This is a genomic window from Thermoanaerobacterium sp. PSU-2, assembly GCF_002102475.1.
Taxonomy (GTDB): Bacteria; Bacillota; Thermoanaerobacteria; order Thermoanaerobacterales; family Thermoanaerobacteraceae; genus Thermoanaerobacterium.
In genome coordinates this window covers 155,869-173,139 of the sequence record NZ_MSQD01000003.1, presented here as the reverse complement: position 1 = coordinate 173,139, position 17,271 = coordinate 155,869, and the positions used below count along the sequence as shown (strand labels likewise).

Below are 17,271 nucleotides of genomic sequence, written 5' to 3'. Positions count from 1 at the left end.
ATGCCAAAAATGAAAACACACAGCGGAGCTGCAAAAAGATTCGCTCTTACAAAAAACGGTAAAGTAAAGAGATCAAAAGCTTTTAAGAGGCATATACTTACGAAAAAGACGAGAAAGACTAAGAGAAACTTGAGAAAGATAGCATATTTAAGCGGTGTCGATGCAAAGAACATAAAACGCTTGATTCCTTATGCGTAAATAATTAGGAGGTATAAAAATGTCGAGGGTAAAATCAGGAAAAGTTACGAGAAAAAGACATAAAAAAATATTAAAACTTGCTAAAGGTTACTACGGTGCAAAAAGCAAACTTTTCAGAGTAGCTAACCAAGCTGTAATGAAGTCACTTAATTATGCATACATTGGAAGGAAATTAAGAAAGAGAGATTTTAGGAAGTTGTGGATTGCCAGAATTAACGCTGCAGCAAGAGCAAATGGTATTTCTTATAGCAGGTTTATAAATGGACTTAAGAAGGCTAATATAGAGATAAACAGAAAGATGTTGTCAGAAATGGCTATACACGACAACAAGGCTTTTGCAGAGTTGGTTAACATAGCAAAACAACAACTGAATGCATAATCTTATACCCGGTACATGCCGGGTTTTAACCTATATACAGGATAGTGAATGTTAAATGGTCATAACAAGCGAAAAAAATGAGTTTATAAAGAACATAAAGAAGCTATCAGATAAGAAATACAGGTATGAGAAAAGGCTGTTTTTCGTAGAAGGCAAAAACAGCGTTTTTGAAGCATTAAAAAGCGGCTTTGAGATTGTACACCTGCTGGTTTCGAAAGATTTTAATATAGACTTTCAGATTGAAAAGGAAAAGATCGTCTTTGTGGATGAAAAAGTATTTAAGAAGATTTCCGACACTGTCGCTCCACAGATGATTATGGCTGTTATCAAGATGCCTAAGTGGGAAGTGAATGACATCATTAAAGAAGGCGGTTTCTACGTGATACTTGATGAAGTACAAGATCCAGGCAATGTAGGAACCATAATAAGGTCTGCAGATGCATTTAACGCAGATGGCATCTTTACTATAAATAATACTGTAGATATATACAATCCTAAAGTATTGCGCTCTACTATGGGCTCCATATTTCACCTGCCTGTTGTAAATGATGTAGAGCCTTCAAGGCTTTTTGATGTATTTAAGAAACATGGCATAAGAATTTTGTCTACAAGTCTTAAAGCAGAAAAGTACATCTACGATTTCGATATTTCAAAAAATGCAGCACTTATCTTTGGAAATGAGTCAAGAGGCGTAAATAGTCATTTAGATGAATTTGTAGATGACTCCTTTAAGATACCTATGGATGGCATGGCGGAGTCTTTAAATGTATCTGTGGCAGCATCTATTTGCCTTTATGAATCGGAAAGACAGAGATTGATAAAATAGCGCAAAGATGATATAATATTCAAAAAAATAAAGAAAAATGCGATGAAAGAGTAAAGTACATTACGTTTAAGTGCGACAGGGAGGCGATGCCGTAGACTGAGAGCATTGTTGGTACTGCGTAATGGAAGTTCCCTCTTAAGCAGTGTGCTGAACTGATAGTAGGCATAACCGGTTTATTTCCGTTATATCAAAATGAGTGGGCTTTTAGCCAAATTAGGTGGTACCACGGTCATATCTCCGTCCTTTTAAGATGGAGTTTTTTTATTATATTTAGGAAAGAAAGGAGAGTATTTCTTTGGAAGAGACGTTGAGAAATCTACTTGAAGAAGCCAAAAAAGAGCTGTCATCTGCGGAAAGTTTAAAGACACTTGAGGAGATAAGGGTTAAGTATTTAGGGAAGAAAGGCGAACTGACACAGATATTAAGAGGTATGGGAAGTCTATCGCCTGAAGAAAGGCCTATCATTGGCAAAATCTCAAATGAGGTAAGAGAAGAGATCGAGAAAGAGCTTACTCAAAAAAGAGAAGAAGTGTTGAAACAGGAAAAAGGGAAAAAAATAAAAAGCGAATATATCGACATAACATTGCCCGGGAAAGTCCATGAGATAGGCCATAAACATCCTATGACAAAAGTTTTAGATGAAATAAAGGATATATTCTTAGGGCTTGGGTTTTCCATCGCCGAAGGACCTGAAATCGAGCTTGATTACTACAATTTTGAAGCGCTAAATACTCCGCCTGATCATCCAGCAAGGGATTTGCAGGATACTTTTTATATTACTAAAAACATCTTGCTTAGGACGCAGACATCGCCTGTTCAGGTGAGGACTATGGAAAAAAGCAAACCACCTATAAAAGTCATATCGCCAGGTAGAGTTTATAGGTCAGATGAAATAGATGCTACACATTCTCCTGTGTTCAACCAGATAGAAGGATTGGCAGTTGATGAAGGAATAACGATGGGAGATTTGAAAGGCGTTTTAAATCTATTTGCCAAAAGGCTTTTTGGTTCAGACACAAAGACAAAATTCAGGCCTCACTATTTTCCTTTTACTGAGCCAAGTGCAGAAATGGACGTATCGTGCTTTGCATGTGGCGGAAAGGGCTGTAGAGTTTGTGGATATTCCGGGTGGATCGAGATATTAGGATCTGGCATGGTTCACCCCAATGTGCTTAGGATGTCTGGAATCGATCCTGAAAAGTATTCAGGCTTTGCATTTGGCATGGGACTTGACAGAATAACTATGCTTAAATATGGGATAGACGATTTGCGTCTTCTTTACGAAAATGACCTACGCTTTATTAAACAGTTTTAAGGAGGTTAAGACATGCTAATATCGTATTCATGGTTAAAAGACTACGTAGATTTGTCTGTTGATGCAAAAAAATTGGCTGACGATCTTACGATGTCAGGTTCAAAGGTGGAGACTATAAAAAGTTACGGGCAAGAGATAAAAAATGTAGTGATAGGAAAGATTGTATCTTTAGAAAAACATCCTGATGCTTTAAAGCTTCAAATAGGAATCGTAGATGTAGGGGAAGAAAAATTGCAGATAGTGACAGGCGCTCAAAATATCAAGGTTGGTGATTATATTCCCGTCGCACTGCATGGTTCAACACTGCCTGGCGGCGTAAAGATAAAAAGAGGTAAACTAAGAGGTGTTGAATCAAATGGAATGATGTGCTCTGCCAAAGAATTGGGATTAGACGAAAGCTTGCTTCCGGAGTACCAGAGAAACGGCATATTTATTCTTCCTGAGCTTCCTTTAGGAGACGATGTAAGAGATGCTCTTGAACTGGACGATGTGATAGAATTTGAAATAACGCCAAATAGGCCTGATTGCCTTTCAGTAGTTGGAATTGCGAGGGAGGCTGCAGCTACATACAGAAAAAGCTACAGGATGCCTAAAGTTAAAATAAGAGAAGTTGACGACAAAAATCCAGCTACTGTCACAATCGAAGCAGATGATTTGTGCTTTAGGTACGTTGCCAGAGTCATAAGGAATGCCAAAATAGGCCCATCGCCTATGTGGATGCAAATGAGGCTGTTGAAAGCTGGTATAAGGCCCATAAACAACATAGTAGATGTGACAAATTACGTTATGATGGAATTGGGACAGCCGCTACATGCCTTTGACTTAGACAAAGTCAAAAACGGGCATATAATTGTAAGAAGGGCAAAAGAAGGCGAAAAGCTTACAACTCTCGATGACAAAGAGAGGATTCTGGATAGCGATATGCTTGTAATCGCAGATGAGGAAAAGGCTATAGGCTTAGCTGGCGTTATGGGTGGTCAAAATACTGAAATAACAGATGACACAGTAAATATATTGATAGAAAGTGCCAATTTTAGAGGCAGCAATATACGGTATACATCGAGAAAACTTGGCCTTAGAAGTGAAGCATCGTCAAGGTTTGAAAAAGGGCTTGATCCAGAGATTACGGTTTTGGCATGCAATAGAGCAGCACAGCTTATGGCTGAATTAAGCGGCGGAGAGATATTAGAAGGGCTTGTAGACGTATATCCAAAACCTGTAACTGAGAAAGTCCTAAGTGTGCGATATGAAAGAATAAACAAGCTTTTAGGAACAAATCTGTCTTGCCAAGAAATGAAGGAAATACTTTCATTTTTGGATTTTGGCGCCATCTGCGATGGCGAAAACTTGATAGTAAAGGTGCCAGCATTTAGAAGTGATATTGACGGTGAGGCAGATATTGCGGAAGAAATCGGGAGAATGTACGGCTACAACAACATAGAAGATACCCTATTAAAAGGAACTCAGATTACAGCAGGTGTTAAGACAAGAGAACAGAAGCTGGAAGATACCGTAAAGGATGTATTTTTGTCATTCGGATTAAATGAAGTCATAACAACGTCATTTATGGGCATGAAGGATTTAGACAGGATAAATTTGCCTGATGACAGCTATTTGAGGAATGCTGTCAAAATAATGAATCCACTTGGAGAGGATCAAGCTTACATGAGGACGACGCTTTTGCCATTCATGCTAAACGTGGTTTACACAAATTACAGCCGAAAAGTCCCAGAATTTAAAGCATTTGAAATATCGAGAGTCTTTATACCGAAATCGCTGCCTGTAGAAGAACTTCCGACAGAGATAAAAAGCGGTATAATTGCCATGTATGGACATGATGTGGATTTTCTGACGATTAAGGGTGTGGTTGAAGAACTTTTAGACGTCCTCAACATAAAGAATGTCAAATACGCAAGAAGTCAAAACCCTGCATATCATCCAGGAAGATCTGCTGATGTCATTGTAGGGGATGAAAAGATATGCGTCTTTGGCGAATTAAGCCCTGATGTTGCAGAAAACTACGATATAAATAAGAGGGTTTACGTGGCAGAGGTAAACATTGAACTTTTGTTTAAGCACGCAAACGACGAGAAAATCTACAAGCCGCTGCCAAAATATCCAGCCGTTGAAAGGGATATAGCTGTGCTGGTAGATAAAAACACATTTGTGGCAGATATAGAAAGTGTCATAAGAAAAGCTGGCGGGAAACTTGTAGATGATGTTAAATTGTTTGATGTGTACGAAGGCGAAAATATTCCTGATGGCAAAAAAAGCGTGGCATTTTCAATTTGGTACAGATCGTACGACAAGACTTTGACAGACGATGAAGTAGGCAAAGTCCATGACAAAATAGTAAAGAGCCTGAATGAGGAGCTTGGAGCGCAATTAAGATAAAAAAAGACCGAAATGGTCTTTTTTTCTTCATAAAGGAGGAAATCGAAAAGATTTGTAGAAATAAATAAAGTAATGCTTGGTTTGAGGGGATGTTCTAATGGAAATAAGGAAGATAACGGTAAATATAAATGGCAACGAGTATATATTGAAGACAGACTATCCTGAAGATTATATACTCAGATTGACAGAACATTTAAACGATGTAATATCAGGGATTTCTGGCAGTTACAATAGACTTTCAAATCAGATGGTGCTTGTTTTATCGGCTCTTAACATAGCCGATGAGCTTTTTATCTCGAGGGAAGAAAACAGTGCCTTAAAAAAAGAGATTGTATCGCTAAAATCAAGGTTAAGTGCTGATGATGAAAGGATAGAAGAATTAACAGAAGAAGTTGAAAAGTTGAAAGAAGAATTAAAAGCAGCAAGAGAAGAGTTGGAGGAATACATAAATACATTTGACGACGTTGGTTAAAATCTATTAAAATAAAGAGACTAAGTATATAAATATCTTTATAAGGTGATTTGATGAAAAGAGTAGAATTGTTGGCTCCTGCAGGAAACCTGGAGACGCTAAAATTTGCTTTAAATTACGGAGCTGATGCTGTATACATTGGTGGCAAGCTTTTTGGCGCCAGAGCATATGCGGCAAATTTTGAAGAAGATGAATTGAAAGAAGCAGTAGAGTATGCCCATTTGAGAGATAGAAAAGTTTATGTGACTGTAAATACAATCGTGTTTAACAAAGAAGTTGATTTGCTTCTCAAATACATCGATTATCTGTATCAGTTAAATGTGGATGCGATAATAGTTCAGGACGTTGGCGTTGTTAAACTACTTAAAAACTTCTATCCTGAGTTGGACATACATGCCAGCACGCAGATGACTTTAAGCAACTTAGAAAGCATTAAAGCAGCTAAAGAGATAGGGATAAAAAGAGTCGTGATGCCTCGTGAGCTAAGCTTAAAAGAAATTGAAAAGATAAAATCTGTGACTGGCATAGAAGTGGAAGTATTTGTTCATGGAGCTCTTTGTGTTTCTTACTCCGGTCAATGCTTATTTAGCAGCATAATTGGCGGAAGAAGTGGCAATAGAGGCAGATGCGCTGGGCCATGTCGCTTGAAATACGATCTTTTAGATGACAAGATGAATACAATTGCCAGCAATATGCATTTATTAAGCATGGCAGATTTATGCACGATAGACCACATAAAGGATATGATAGAGTCAGGCATTGACTCATTTAAGATTGAAGGCCGCATGAAAGAAAAAGAATACGTGGCATCTGTCGTTGCATCATACAGAAAAGCCATTGATGCATATTTAAGCGGAGAAAATATCAACACAGGCGTGTACAAAGAAATGATGTCTGGAATATTTACAAGAGGCTTTTCTAATGGATATCTGTACGAGAAAAAGCCAGATTACATGAGCTACGTAAATCCAAAAAATAAAGGTGTTCCATTAGGCAAAGTCATATCCATTGATGGCAAAAAAATAAAAGTATCACTTTCAAACAGTCTATCAGTTGGAGATGGCATATCAACAGAAACTGGTGAACATGGATATAAAGTCGACGTTCTTATAGTAGACGGCAAAAAAGTGGATGAAGCACATAAAGGGCAGGTTGTAGAGCTTAAAAAAATACCTGTAAATTATGGTGACGTATTATACAAAACGTATGATGTAAAATTAAACAGGCTATTTTCTGTGTCAAATGAGTTAAAGTCGCCTGTTGATGTATTTGTAAATATGAAAGAAAATAGACATCTTAATATAATGATTAAAAATAACGACATATGTGTCTCTAAAGACAGCAAAATTGTCTCAACTAAGGCATTGAAAAAGGCCGTTGACAAAGACACATTGATAGAAAAAGTGGCGTCAATAAACGATACGCCTTTCTTTGTAAGAAGCATAGAAGTAGACATGGATGAGGGTCTCTTTATGCCGTTAAGCGAGGTGAAAGAGACCAGAAGAGAAGCGGTGGAAGACCTTATTACAAAAAAATTAAAATATAGAAGTCCTAAAAATATTAACATAAATCTTAATAAATTAATAAATGATAAAATTAGTGATTTGAAATTGTCATTTTACACTGAAAAAGAAGAACATGTGAAAATAGCGTGCGCGCTTGGAGCAGATAGAGTCTATTTCAATTACAGGCTAAATGGTGATGTGCTGAAAAATATCATTTGTTACATGGATAAATGTGAGATAATCCCGGCATTTCCACAGATAATGAGGGATGAGCTGGATGACTTTCAGCGAGAGATAAAAAATATAAAAGAAATGGGATTTAAAAAGGTCCTTGTGACTAACATAGGTTTGTATGATACTGCAGTAAAATTAGGGCTTGATGTTTGCGTTGATTTTAATTTGAACGTTTCAAATAGCCTTGCTGTTGATTTTTTTGACAAAGCAGATACAATTACACTATCACCAGAGCTTAACATTCATCAGATAGAAGACATATCCTTAAGAAGCAATGCGAAATTTGAGGCGATTGCTTATGGAAGGTTGCCGCTTTTGACGATGGAATACTGTCCAATAAAAAATTTAAAGGGATGCGATAAAAAAGGATGTGAAGAAGGAAAATATTTCTTGAAGGACAGAAAGGGCAATCTCATGAAAATTGTAAGCGACGGCTTTTGTAAAATAAAGCTTTTAAACTCATCGGTTTTATACATGGTTGACAAGATGAATGATTTAAAAAAGACAGGTTTATCTTATATAAGGATAAATGATACAGTTGAAAGCGATGAAGAAGTAAGAGATGTAATAAAAGCTTACAAAGATTCATTGGAATTTGGAACTTACGATTTACACGTTGAAAACTACACAAGAGGACATTTTTACAGAGGGGTATTGTAATGGATGAAAGGTATTTTAAAAATTTGGAATTTGACAAGATAATTAATCAAATTGTAAATTTGTGCGATTCTGAACCGGGAAAAGAATTAGCATTAAGCATTAAACCGTACGAAAATGTAGAAAAAGCATTAGAAGAAATTGAAAAAGTAAATGAAGCGGTATCTTTTATTAGTTCTTATGGCAATATTTCTTTTGCATTTAAAAAGTTAGACGAGATTTTGGCTAAAGCCAAGATAAAGTCGTCATTGAACCCGGGACAGCTTTTATCTCTATCCAGGTTTTTATCATTGGCAGGGAAAGTTAAAGCGTATTTGAGAAACGAAAAAGAAGAAGACAATTTTCCACATTTAAAAGAATACAACATGAGGCTTACGAATATTAAGGAACTGTACGATAAGATCGATAGAGCTGTCATATCTGAAGACGAACTGGCTGATGACGCATCGCCTGCCTTAAAAGAGATAAGAAGGCAGAAAGCCCATATAAACAATAAAATAAGAGATACATTAAACTCTATAATTGCGTCTTCGTCAAAAGAGCTGCAAGATCCCATCATAACCATAAGAAATGGAAGATACGTGGTGCCGGTAAAGCAGGAGTACAGAGGAACATTTAAAGGCCTTATTCACGATCAATCGTCCAGCGGTGCTACGCTTTTCATAGAACCTATGGCTGTTGTAGAACTTAACAATGATCTAAGACAGCTTGAGATTAAAGAACAACATGAGGTCGAAAGGATTTTAGCTGAGCTTACAGAAGATGTAGGAAAACATGTTGATGAGATACATGAAAACATGGTTGTATTAAAAGAGTTGGATGTTATTTTTGCAAAGGCGAAGTATTCCATAAGCACAGACTCAACAAAACCTATATTGAATACTAAAGGATATGTAAATTTAAAAAATGCAAGACATCCTCTCATCTCAAAAGATGCAGTCGTACCTATAAGCCTACATTTAGGTGAATCTTTTAATACTCTTGTCATAACAGGGCCTAATACAGGTGGAAAGACTGTCACATTAAAGACTGTAGGGCTTTTGACGCTTATGTCTATGTCAGGACTAAATATCCCTGCTGATGAGGGTTCTGATGTTGCTTTCTTTGACAATATATTTGTGGACATTGGAGATGAACAAAGCATAGAGCAAAGCTTAAGCACATTTTCAGCTCACATGACCAATATAGTAAAAATACTAAATAATGTCACCAGCGATAGCTTGGTTTTGCTGGATGAATTAGGAGCTGGCACCGATCCGACAGAAGGTGCTGCTCTTGCCATGAGCATACTTGACTTTCTTCACAGGATGAATTGTCGCACAATTGCCACGACACATTACAGTGAGCTTAAGCAGTACGCACTGCAAAATGAGGGTGTGGAGAATGCCTCTGTGGAATTTGATGTAGAGACGTTAAAGCCCACTTATCGCCTCACAATAGGAATACCTGGGAAAAGCAATGCATTTGAGATAAGCAAGCGATTAGGATTAAATGATGACATCATAGACAATGCAAAAAATTATATAACAAGTGAAGAATTAAAATTCGAGGACATATTAAAAGACCTTGAAAATAAAAGGATAGAAGCAGAAAACGCTAAGAGAGAAATTGAGGCATTAAAAAATCAGGTAGAAAGTTTAAGACAAGAGTATGAGAAAAAAATAAAAGATACCGAGCGAGAAAGAGAAAAAATAATAGAAAAAGCCAGAGAAAAGGCGAAAAAGATATTAGAAAATACAAAAGCAACTGCTGATGAAATTATTGCTAAGCTTAAAGAGGCGGAAAAGTCTGATAGAAAAAATAAGCTTATTGAGGAAGCTCGGCTTAAGCTTAAAGAGAATATAAGTGAGATGGAAGAAAATCTCAAGAAATCAGAAATCCCTGAGTACAAAAAGATCCCAAGAAATGTCATGCCAGGACAGACTTTTTACATAGTTCCTCTTGATCAAACCGGGACAGCCTTGTCTGAACCTGATAAAGATGGAAATGTAAAGATACAGGCAGGGATACTAAAGATGAATGTTCACATTAGCAATCTTAGAGAAGCTGAATCAAGCCAAGAGAAAGAGATGGAGAAAGGTTTTGCCAAATACATTAATGAGAAATCTTCTAATATTTCTACATCAATTGACTTGAGAGGAAAGACATTGGAGGAAGCTTCGATAGAAGTCGACAAATACCTTGATGATGCATACCTTGCAGGTCTAAAACAGGTTACTGTCATACACGGAAAAGGGACTGGCACTTTAAGAAGCGGAATCACAAGGCTTCTCAAAATGAACAAGCATGTAAAGTCGTTTAGGCTGGGAAGGTATGGCGAAGGAGAAGACGGCGTCACAATCGTAGAATTAAAAGAAAAATGAGTAACCAAAACACCTCCTCTATCATAAAATGTAGAGGAGGTGTTTTTCTATATGAGGAGAAAAAAGTGGGGAAGAAGGAGGATAAAAATACGTGGGATAAACAAAAATTTTGTTTACATTTTGGCATCATTATTTATATTATCATTGCTGTATATGTTTGTAACGTACAGGTTGACACCTGCGCTTATTAAGGCCAGTGAGACAGTAGCTCAGGAAGTAGCTGTAAAATCTATCAATAAATCCATCAATGAAAAAGTTCTAAAAGGCATTCAATACAGCGACCTTATAAATGTAAGAACTGACAACAGCGGAAAAGTATCGATGCTGCAAGCTAATACGATAGAGATGAATATTTTGTCAGCAAAGATTACTCAAGCTGTTCAGGATAATTTAAACAGCATAGGATCGGTGTACGTGAAATTACCTCTTGGCAGCCTAATATCAAAGGATGTATTTGCAAATACAGGCCCAAAGATAAAAGTAGGACTCCTGCCAATCGGCTCGGTGAATGTAGACTTTGAATCAAGCTTTGAACCAGCAGGGATAAATCAGACGAGGCACATAATATACCTCTACATAAAGACGAACATTCAAATAATTGCGCCGCTTGCATCAAAGCAAATACAGGTATCCACACACATGCCTATTGCCGACAGCATAATTGTAGGTGATGTACCTCAAAGCTTTGTAGACGTCAACGGCAACAAATACACTGTTCCTGTTCCAAATGGAAATTCAAAAATTAATGTAGAAAGCAATTGACAACATTAGAAATTATGGTATAATAATAATTGTTTGACGGGGGTGTAGCTCAGTTGGGAGAGCACCTGCCTTGCAAGCAGGGGGTCAGGAGTTCGAATCTCCTCATCTCCACCATGGGCTTGTAGCTCAGGCGGTAAGAGCGCACGCCTGATAAGCGTGAGGTCGATGGTTCAAGTCCATCTAAGCCCATTTGTAAACCCTAGCGGGTCTTTTTTTTTATGTCTAAAATTAAAAAAAATAGAGGAATTAGCAAATTTTTGTCGAATTAGATAAATAAAATTTGTCTTTGAGGTGTAAAAATGGCTTCCAAGTTTGAATATGATAAAAAACTTGACAACATAGTAGAAAAGACGATAGAAGTTATAGGCAGCAGCAAAGAGCAGATTTCAGAAATATTAGAGAGGACAAGGAATGAGTATCATCTTTTAGAAGAACAGATAAACGAGCTGAAAGTCAAGGTTAGATCGGTTATAAAAGAGGTAGAACAACTTGAAAGAAAAGAGAAAAGCTCTAAGCTAAAACTGGCTTATGTAAGCCAGCGCTTTGGCAACATAAGTGAGGATGCCATAAAGGAAGCTTACGAAGAAGCGAAAGAGATTCAGGTAGCGCTTATTTTAAAAAGGCAGGAAGAAAAAGACCTTATAACAAGGAGAAATGAGCTGGAAAGAAAGCTCATTGAATATAGGGCGATTGTAGAGAAAGCAGAAAAACTTTCTACACAGATAGGTGTTGCCCTTGATTACTTGACAGGAGATTTGACAAAGCTTCACAATCAGTACGAAGAACTTAAAGACAGGCAGCTTCTAAACATACGAATAATAGAAGCTCAGGAAGATGAGAGGAAGAGGATCGCCCGAGAGATTCACGATGGTCCTGCGCAGTCTATGGCAAATGTAATATTAAAAGCGGAGCTGTGCGAGAAACTCATTAGCAAAGATACAGAAAAAGCAAAAGATGAGCTTAAAAACCTTAAAGACATAGCACACTTATCTTTAAAAGAAGTGAGGAAGATCATATACGATTTAAGGCCGTCTGTTCTTGATGATTTAGGCTTAATACCTGCCGTATCAAAGTACATAAATGACTTTAAAAATGATACTGGAATAAATGTGGATTTTATTACTTTATCTGAACATAAAAGATTAAAGCCTGAGATAGAAATAACCTGTTTCAGAGTCATTCAGGAAGCCTTGACAAACATTCGGAAGCATTCGAAGGCGAGGAATGCTGTGATACGATTAGAGTTTGGCGATCGCTTTATAAGCATAATTATAAAAGATGACGGTGTAGGCTTTGAAAAGACATCTCAAGACAATAAATTTGGGCTGTTGGGGATGCGGGAGAGAGTTCAGATATTAAACGGGAAATTTGAAATAAACAGTTCACCTAATGAGGGGACACAAATTTACATTTCTATTCCGCTAGGTGGTGATAAGTGCAATGATTAACATTATGATTGCTGACGACCATGTGCTTTTGCGTCAAGGGTTAAAGCAGATAATTGAATTAGAAGAAGATATGAAAGTGGTGTATCAAGCCTCAGATGGAGAAGAAGCTTATAATTTGGCTAAAAATAATTCTCCAGATATAATTTTGATGGATATAAACATGCCAAATGTAAATGGCATTAAGGCTGCAAAGATGATTAAAAGCAATGATCCTAAAAATAAAATAATGTTTTTGACTATCTACAATGACAAAGAGTACCTTATGGAAGCATTGAAGATTGGTGTGGAAGGTTACATATTAAAAGATGCAGATTCAGATGAACTTATAAAGGCTATAAGAATCATATCAAATGGAGGCGTTTATATACACCCTTCACTTATCAGGGAAATTGAAAGCTTAGAGAAAAATGAATGCAAAAAAGATCTTACTGACAGAGAGTTTGAGATTTTAAATTTAATCGCTGAAGGGTATAGCAATAAAGAGATAGCGGATAAGCTTTTCTTAAGCGAAAAGACAGTCAAAAATCACGTGTACAATATATTTAGAAAATTAGATGTAAAAGATAGGACTCAAGCTGCCATATATCTATTAAAAAATAATAACATGTACAATATGCATACATAAAATTTGCTTTTATTCCAAAAATATTTTATAGTTAATATGTAATCCAAAATGTTTAGGAGGCGTATGAAATGGAGAGTGGCGAGTTAAAAGACATTGAAAAGAGATTTGGATACAAAAGCAAAAATGGATGGCTTAAAGTAAATGACGAGGAAAAGGAAAAGATATTTGAGTACGCAGAAGATTACAAAGCATTCATAGGAGAGTGTAAAACGGAGAGAGAAGTTGCAGACAGGATAATAAAGGTTGCTGAAGAAAATGGTTTTATAAATTTGGAAACAGCTACAAACTTAAAGCCAGGCACAAAGGTGTACTATAACAATAAAGGCAAATCGGTAATTTTAGCTGTTATCGGAAAGGATTCTGTCCGCAATGGATTTAAAGCTGCAGCCGCTCATATAGATTCACCAAGGATTGATTTAAAACCAAATCCGCTGTATGAAGATAGTGGTCTTGCATTGTTTAAGACACATTATTATGGGGGGATTAAGAAGTACCAGTGGGTTACGATACCATTGGCACTGCACGGAGTCGTCATAAAAGAAAACGGCGAAAAAGTCGTTTTTAAAGTCGGAGAAGATGAAAAAGACCCTGTGCTATACATAACTGATTTACTGCCGCACCTTGGAAAAGATCAGATGGAGAAAAAAGCTGCTGATGTGGTAACTGGAGAAGCACTAAATCCGGTTATAGGGAATATGCCTTTGTCTGAAGACGTTTCTGTAAAGCCAAATTTGTTGAAGATTTTAAATGAGAAATATGGGATAGTGGAAGAAGATTTTATAAGTGCTGAGTTGGAATTGGTGCCAGCACACAAACCAAGGGATATAGGCTTTGATAGAAGCATGATAGGAGCTTATGGACAAGACGATAGGATATGCGCTTATGATGTGCTTAGAGCTATTTTAGATGTTGACAATCCTGAAAAGACTGCAGTAGCTATATTTGCTGACAAAGAAGAGATAGGAAGCATGGGAAATACAGGATTACAGTCCAGATTTTTTGAAAATGCTATAGCGGAAATCTTGGAAAAACAAGAAGGCAGCACTGATATAAAGCTTAGAGCAGCCATGAGAAATGCAGAATTGTTGTCTGCGGATGTAAATGCTGGTTTTGATCCTTTATACCCTGACGTAAGCGAAAAACTTAACAGTTCATATATAGGACATGGTGTGTGCCTGACGAAGTACACGGGTTCACGCGGAAAAAGTGGTTCAAATGACGCAAATGCTGAGTTTGTGGCAAAAGTGAGAAAGATATTTAATGAAAATGATGTAGTATGGCAGACAGGAGAGCTTGGAAAAGTTGACATTGGCGGTGGAGGAACAGTCGCACTTTTTGCAGCAAACTATGGTATGGAGGTTATTGACTGCGGTATTGCACTTTTAAGCATGCATTCACCTTATGAATTGTCATCAAAACTTGACTTGTACATGGGATATAAAGCATATAAATCATTCCTTTTAAGCAGGTAAAGGACATTAAAAACACCGGTGTAGCCGGTGTTTTTTTAACTATGTTATTGATTTATAAACATTTCTACCACAATTACGCCGTTTCCAGTGCTGTTTGTGACAACGCCAACGCCAACCTTATTGAAATAAGGGTTTAAGATATTTTCCCTATGACCGCTGGAATTCATCAATGCATAATGAGCACTTACAACATCGCTGTTTAGTGCTATGTTTTCTGCAGCGGCATTGTAACTTATGCCAAATTGTTTCATCATATCAAATGGCGAGCCATAAGTAGGTGACGTGTGAGAAAAATAGTTGTTGTCCCTCATATCCTCAGCTTTTATCCTGGCCACTTTTGACAGGTTCTCATCGATGGTAAGCGGACTCAAGCCTCTCGATGTTCTTTCGCTATTTATGAGATCCACCAACTGTTTTTCTTGTGCTGATAACCCTTGATAATTTTGTTGTGTGCCGCTATTCTTAGCACTTTCAACAGCATTGGAAGATGAATTGCCGGCTGATGCAGTCGTAGATGCAATAGTTCCTTTTGTATTAATTGTTGTCTGGCTTACATTTGCAGTGCTATTATTCATTGTTATCCACCAATAATTGTTATTGTACCAAGCATTTGTGTTATTTGCCTGTACATAATTTATTTTTACTGTGGCTGTATTGAATACGGAGTTATTTGATGTGGTGGTCTTTAAAGTTGATGCTCCGTTGTAGACAACGTTGTTGTTTGTATATGTTCCGTAAGAATACGAAGCTTCTGCAATATTAAAAGAGCCAATCATTGACAATGAAATTACTGCAAATGCTGCATAGTACTTTAGATTTTTTTTCACTAATATCACACCCCTTAATTAAATTATTCGACAAAAAAAGAAAAAAACCTTTAAGTAATTAATGGACACGTAGGAAATCTTATCAATAGTTGCACCTCTGAATATAATGTGAGTAGGGGGTGCAAAGATGAGATATGGGATATTAGTCTTTTATTCTTATCAACATGCAGTGCTGTGTGACAAGGTATTAAGGCAGAACAATATACCTGTAGAATTTATACCAACGCCACGCTCTATAATGAATAGCTGCAGCCATTCATTAAAATTTGGCCTGGAATACGTAAATATTGTAAAATTAATAGTACAAAGAATAAATATCCCTTATAAAGGGATATATGAGGTAGAAAAGACATATAGCGGATATACTGTCATAGGTGTTCGTTAGGCTTTCCAAAAATAATTGATTTTATCTTGTCTATTGTCCCATTTTCTACTTTTTCATTAAGCTTTGAGTTTAATATGATTATTTTATTTTGCAGATCTTTTATCTGCTTTTTTAATTTCTCATTTTCCAAAAGGACATTGTTGTAGACAGAATTAAGATTGTCAATTTTTGAAGTAAACTTCATTCTTTCTTCATAATATTTTTTCAAATTTTCCTTAAGTTCTTCGATATTTCTGTTTTTAAGTGCGATTTCATAGCTTTTTTGATTTAGGTTTCTCTCTAAATGTACTTTCTCATTTTGGAGGTTTTCTATTTTTTTAGATAGTGTGCTTAAGTATTCTTGGACTTCTTTTATATAAAATGTAAAATAATTATCTTTATCATATGATATGCTATCTTTAACTCTATTAAAAGGAAGCTCTAATCCGTTATCATCTAAAAACGTGAATTTTTCTGCTGATTCTTCTGCTTTTTTTGCAAATTCATACGACGAAGGTTTTTCAGCCAATTTAAAAGGCTTGCAGAAACTATTGCCTCCATCTGATGATACAGCACTGTAAAAAGCATTTTGTTGAATCCATGTACACCATATAGTAGTGTCTATTATATTAAAGCAAGGCCACAAAATCGCGTCTGAAAATGACAAAGTGATTTTTTTATCCCACGATCCTTTTGGCCATCCACCGTCGATTTTTTTTCTGTATTTTAGCTCTTTTATTATGTTTTCCTCAACCCAGCATATATGGATATTTCGTTTGTCATCGATGGCTATATTTGGATATTCCAGCGATATAGCTTCAGAAATTGTAGTCTTTAAGGTCCATGCACCGCTTAAATACGTTGTATAAAAAATCTTCTGAGTGTTTTCGGCTGTTATATAGACTAAATGTAGAACTCCGGATTTATCAGATGCTACGCTGTAGAAAGGTTTAATTTGATTGTTGTAAATGACAGCTACGTCATTAACTTTGAAAGTCTTATTGAGTACAAAATGCTTCAGAATCAATTTCTTGGGTGATGATAGATTATGCTCTGTAAAAAATAGATGTAATGTCTCACCAGACATTATTAATCTGAAGTTATCTGCAAAAAATGATTTGTCATTATAATGGTACAAAATCTTTTTGATTACTTTGTTATCATCATTTAAATGTGCTAAAACAATATTTTGCTCTCTGCTAAAATATGCTATTAAAATTTCATTCGAGCTTAGCCCAACATCAAAATCGCTTATTGCATTGTCTATAAGGTTTATTTCGTTCGAATTTTCGCCAGCTATATTTAATAAAATAGAATTTCGGTTTGATGAAAATTTGTACACCTTACCTTTAAAATTTAATAGTACCTTGTCCATAAAATGCCTCCTTTCATTTAAAATTATATTCTTTATTTGTAACAAATATTATGGT

At 36.3% G+C, this 17,271-nt stretch carries 15 protein-coding genes, 2 tRNA genes and 1 other annotated feature; of the genes, 15 read left to right on the top strand and 2 right to left on the bottom strand.

Annotated features, from left to right (window positions below; translation table 11 throughout):
• The 14 genes from rpmI (at position 1) to BVF91_RS03920 (ending at position 14,650) form a co-directional block, all read left to right on the top strand.
• Complete coding sequence (gene rpmI / locus BVF91_RS03985; RefSeq protein WP_085112199.1) at positions 1-198, top strand: 50S ribosomal protein L35; 198 nt, start codon at positions 1-3, stop codon at positions 196-198.
• Positions 199-217: 19 nt separating this feature from the next.
• Complete coding sequence (gene rplT / locus BVF91_RS03980) at positions 218-577, top strand: 50S ribosomal protein L20 (RefSeq protein ID WP_013787802.1); 360 nt, start codon at positions 218-220, stop codon at positions 575-577.
• A 55-nt stretch (positions 578-632) separates the two neighbouring features.
• A complete protein-coding gene (locus BVF91_RS03975) occupies positions 633-1,403 on the top strand; it encodes a TrmH family RNA methyltransferase (RefSeq protein ID WP_085112198.1) in 771 nt (256 codons plus the stop codon).
• 33 nt (positions 1,404-1,436) lie between these two features.
• Positions 1,437-1,651: a binding site (T-box leader), on the top strand.
• 47 nt (positions 1,652-1,698) lie between these two features.
• Positions 1,699-2,718, top strand: a complete 1,020-nt coding sequence (pheS, locus tag BVF91_RS03970) for a phenylalanine--tRNA ligase subunit alpha (RefSeq protein WP_085112197.1) — start codon at positions 1,699-1,701, stop codon at positions 2,716-2,718.
• A 12-nt stretch (positions 2,719-2,730) separates the two neighbouring features.
• Positions 2,731-5,112, top strand: a complete 2,382-nt coding sequence (gene pheT, locus BVF91_RS03965) for a phenylalanine--tRNA ligase subunit beta (protein WP_085112196.1) — start codon at positions 2,731-2,733, stop codon at positions 5,110-5,112.
• Between the two features lie 97 nt (positions 5,113-5,209).
• Positions 5,210-5,584 carry a cell division protein ZapA gene (locus BVF91_RS03960; RefSeq protein WP_085112195.1) on the top strand — a complete coding sequence of 125 codons (375 nt, stop codon included), beginning with the start codon at positions 5,210-5,212 and terminating at the stop codon, positions 5,582-5,584.
• A 53-nt stretch (positions 5,585-5,637) separates the two neighbouring features.
• Complete coding sequence (locus BVF91_RS03955; protein ID WP_085112194.1) at positions 5,638-7,983, top strand: U32 family peptidase; 2,346 nt, start codon at positions 5,638-5,640, stop codon at positions 7,981-7,983.
• Positions 7,983-10,343 (top strand): endonuclease MutS2, encoded by a 2,361-nt coding sequence (locus BVF91_RS03950; protein ID WP_085112193.1) that lies wholly within the window; start codon positions 7,983-7,985, stop codon positions 10,341-10,343. Before BVF91_RS03955 ends, BVF91_RS03950 begins: the two co-directional genes overlap by 1 nt.
• Before the next feature lie 51 nt (positions 10,344-10,394).
• Positions 10,395-11,105: a sporulation protein YunB gene (gene yunB / locus BVF91_RS03945; protein WP_085112192.1), complete on the top strand. Its 711-nt coding sequence runs from the start codon at positions 10,395-10,397 to the stop codon at positions 11,103-11,105.
• Between the two features lie 38 nt (positions 11,106-11,143).
• Positions 11,144-11,219 (top strand) — tRNA-Ala (locus BVF91_RS03940).
• 1 nt (position 11,220) lies between these two features.
• Positions 11,221-11,294, top strand: a tRNA-Ile gene (locus tag BVF91_RS03935).
• Between the two features lie 110 nt (positions 11,295-11,404).
• Entirely contained in the window at positions 11,405-12,553 is a 1,149-nt protein-coding gene (locus BVF91_RS03930; RefSeq protein WP_085112191.1) for a sensor histidine kinase, read from the top strand.
• On the top strand, positions 12,546-13,178 hold the full coding sequence (locus tag BVF91_RS03925; RefSeq protein WP_013787811.1) for a response regulator: 633 nt from the start codon (positions 12,546-12,548) through the stop codon (positions 13,176-13,178). The genes BVF91_RS03930 and BVF91_RS03925 overlap by 8 nt, the downstream gene beginning before the upstream one ends.
• Before the next feature lie 68 nt (positions 13,179-13,246).
• The gene (locus tag BVF91_RS03920) at positions 13,247-14,650 is read left to right on the top strand and encodes an aminopeptidase (protein ID WP_085112190.1); all 1,404 of its coding nucleotides are present in this window, start codon (positions 13,247-13,249) and stop codon (positions 14,648-14,650) included.
• 44 nt (positions 14,651-14,694) lie between these two features.
• Here BVF91_RS03920 and BVF91_RS03915 read toward each other — a convergent pair whose 3' ends face one another.
• Positions 14,695-15,477, bottom strand: coding sequence for a CAP domain-containing protein (locus BVF91_RS03915; protein ID WP_085112189.1), 783 nt, complete (start codon positions 15,475-15,477; stop codon positions 14,695-14,697).
• Between the two features lie 127 nt (positions 15,478-15,604).
• Here BVF91_RS03915 and BVF91_RS03910 point away from each other — a divergent pair, with 127 nt between their 5' ends.
• Positions 15,605-15,862, top strand: coding sequence for a putative Se/S carrier protein (locus BVF91_RS03910; RefSeq protein WP_085112188.1), 258 nt, complete (start codon positions 15,605-15,607; stop codon positions 15,860-15,862).
• Here the strand turns inward: BVF91_RS03910 and BVF91_RS03905 are convergent.
• Entirely contained in the window at positions 15,846-17,216 is a 1,371-nt protein-coding gene (locus BVF91_RS03905; RefSeq protein WP_085112187.1) for a hypothetical protein, read from the bottom strand. The genes BVF91_RS03910 and BVF91_RS03905 overlap by 17 nt on opposite strands.
• Between the last annotated feature and the right edge of the window lie 55 nt (positions 17,217-17,271).

Excerpts from the sequence above, each read along its gene's own strand:
- rpmI (WP_085112199.1), top strand. The coding sequence starts at position 1 with ATGCCAAAAATGAAAACACACAGCGGAGCTGCAAAAAGATTCGCTCTT.
- rplT (WP_013787802.1), top strand. The coding sequence starts at position 218 with ATGTCGAGGGTAAAATCAGGAAAAGTTACGAGAAAAAGACATAAAAAA.
- BVF91_RS03975 (WP_085112198.1), top strand. The coding sequence starts at position 633 with ATGGTCATAACAAGCGAAAAAAATGAGTTTATAAAGAACATAAAGAAG.
- pheT (WP_085112196.1), top strand. The coding sequence starts at position 2,731 with ATGCTAATATCGTATTCATGGTTAAAAGACTACGTAGATTTGTCTGTT.
- BVF91_RS03960 (WP_085112195.1), top strand. The coding sequence starts at position 5,210 with ATGGAAATAAGGAAGATAACGGTAAATATAAATGGCAACGAGTATATA.
- BVF91_RS03955 (WP_085112194.1), top strand. The coding sequence starts at position 5,638 with ATGAAAAGAGTAGAATTGTTGGCTCCTGCAGGAAACCTGGAGACGCTA.
- BVF91_RS03950 (WP_085112193.1), top strand. The coding sequence starts at position 7,983 with ATGGATGAAAGGTATTTTAAAAATTTGGAATTTGACAAGATAATTAAT.
- yunB (WP_085112192.1), top strand. The coding sequence starts at position 10,395 with ATGAGGAGAAAAAAGTGGGGAAGAAGGAGGATAAAAATACGTGGGATA.
- BVF91_RS03930 (WP_085112191.1), top strand. The coding sequence starts at position 11,405 with ATGGCTTCCAAGTTTGAATATGATAAAAAACTTGACAACATAGTAGAA.
- BVF91_RS03925 (WP_013787811.1), top strand. The coding sequence starts at position 12,546 with ATGATTAACATTATGATTGCTGACGACCATGTGCTTTTGCGTCAAGGG.
- BVF91_RS03920 (WP_085112190.1), top strand. The coding sequence starts at position 13,247 with ATGGAGAGTGGCGAGTTAAAAGACATTGAAAAGAGATTTGGATACAAA.
- BVF91_RS03910 (WP_085112188.1), top strand. The coding sequence starts at position 15,605 with ATGAGATATGGGATATTAGTCTTTTATTCTTATCAACATGCAGTGCTG.
- BVF91_RS03905 (WP_085112187.1), bottom strand. The coding sequence starts at position 17,216 with ATGGACAAGGTACTATTAAATTTTAAAGGTAAGGTGTACAAATTTTCA.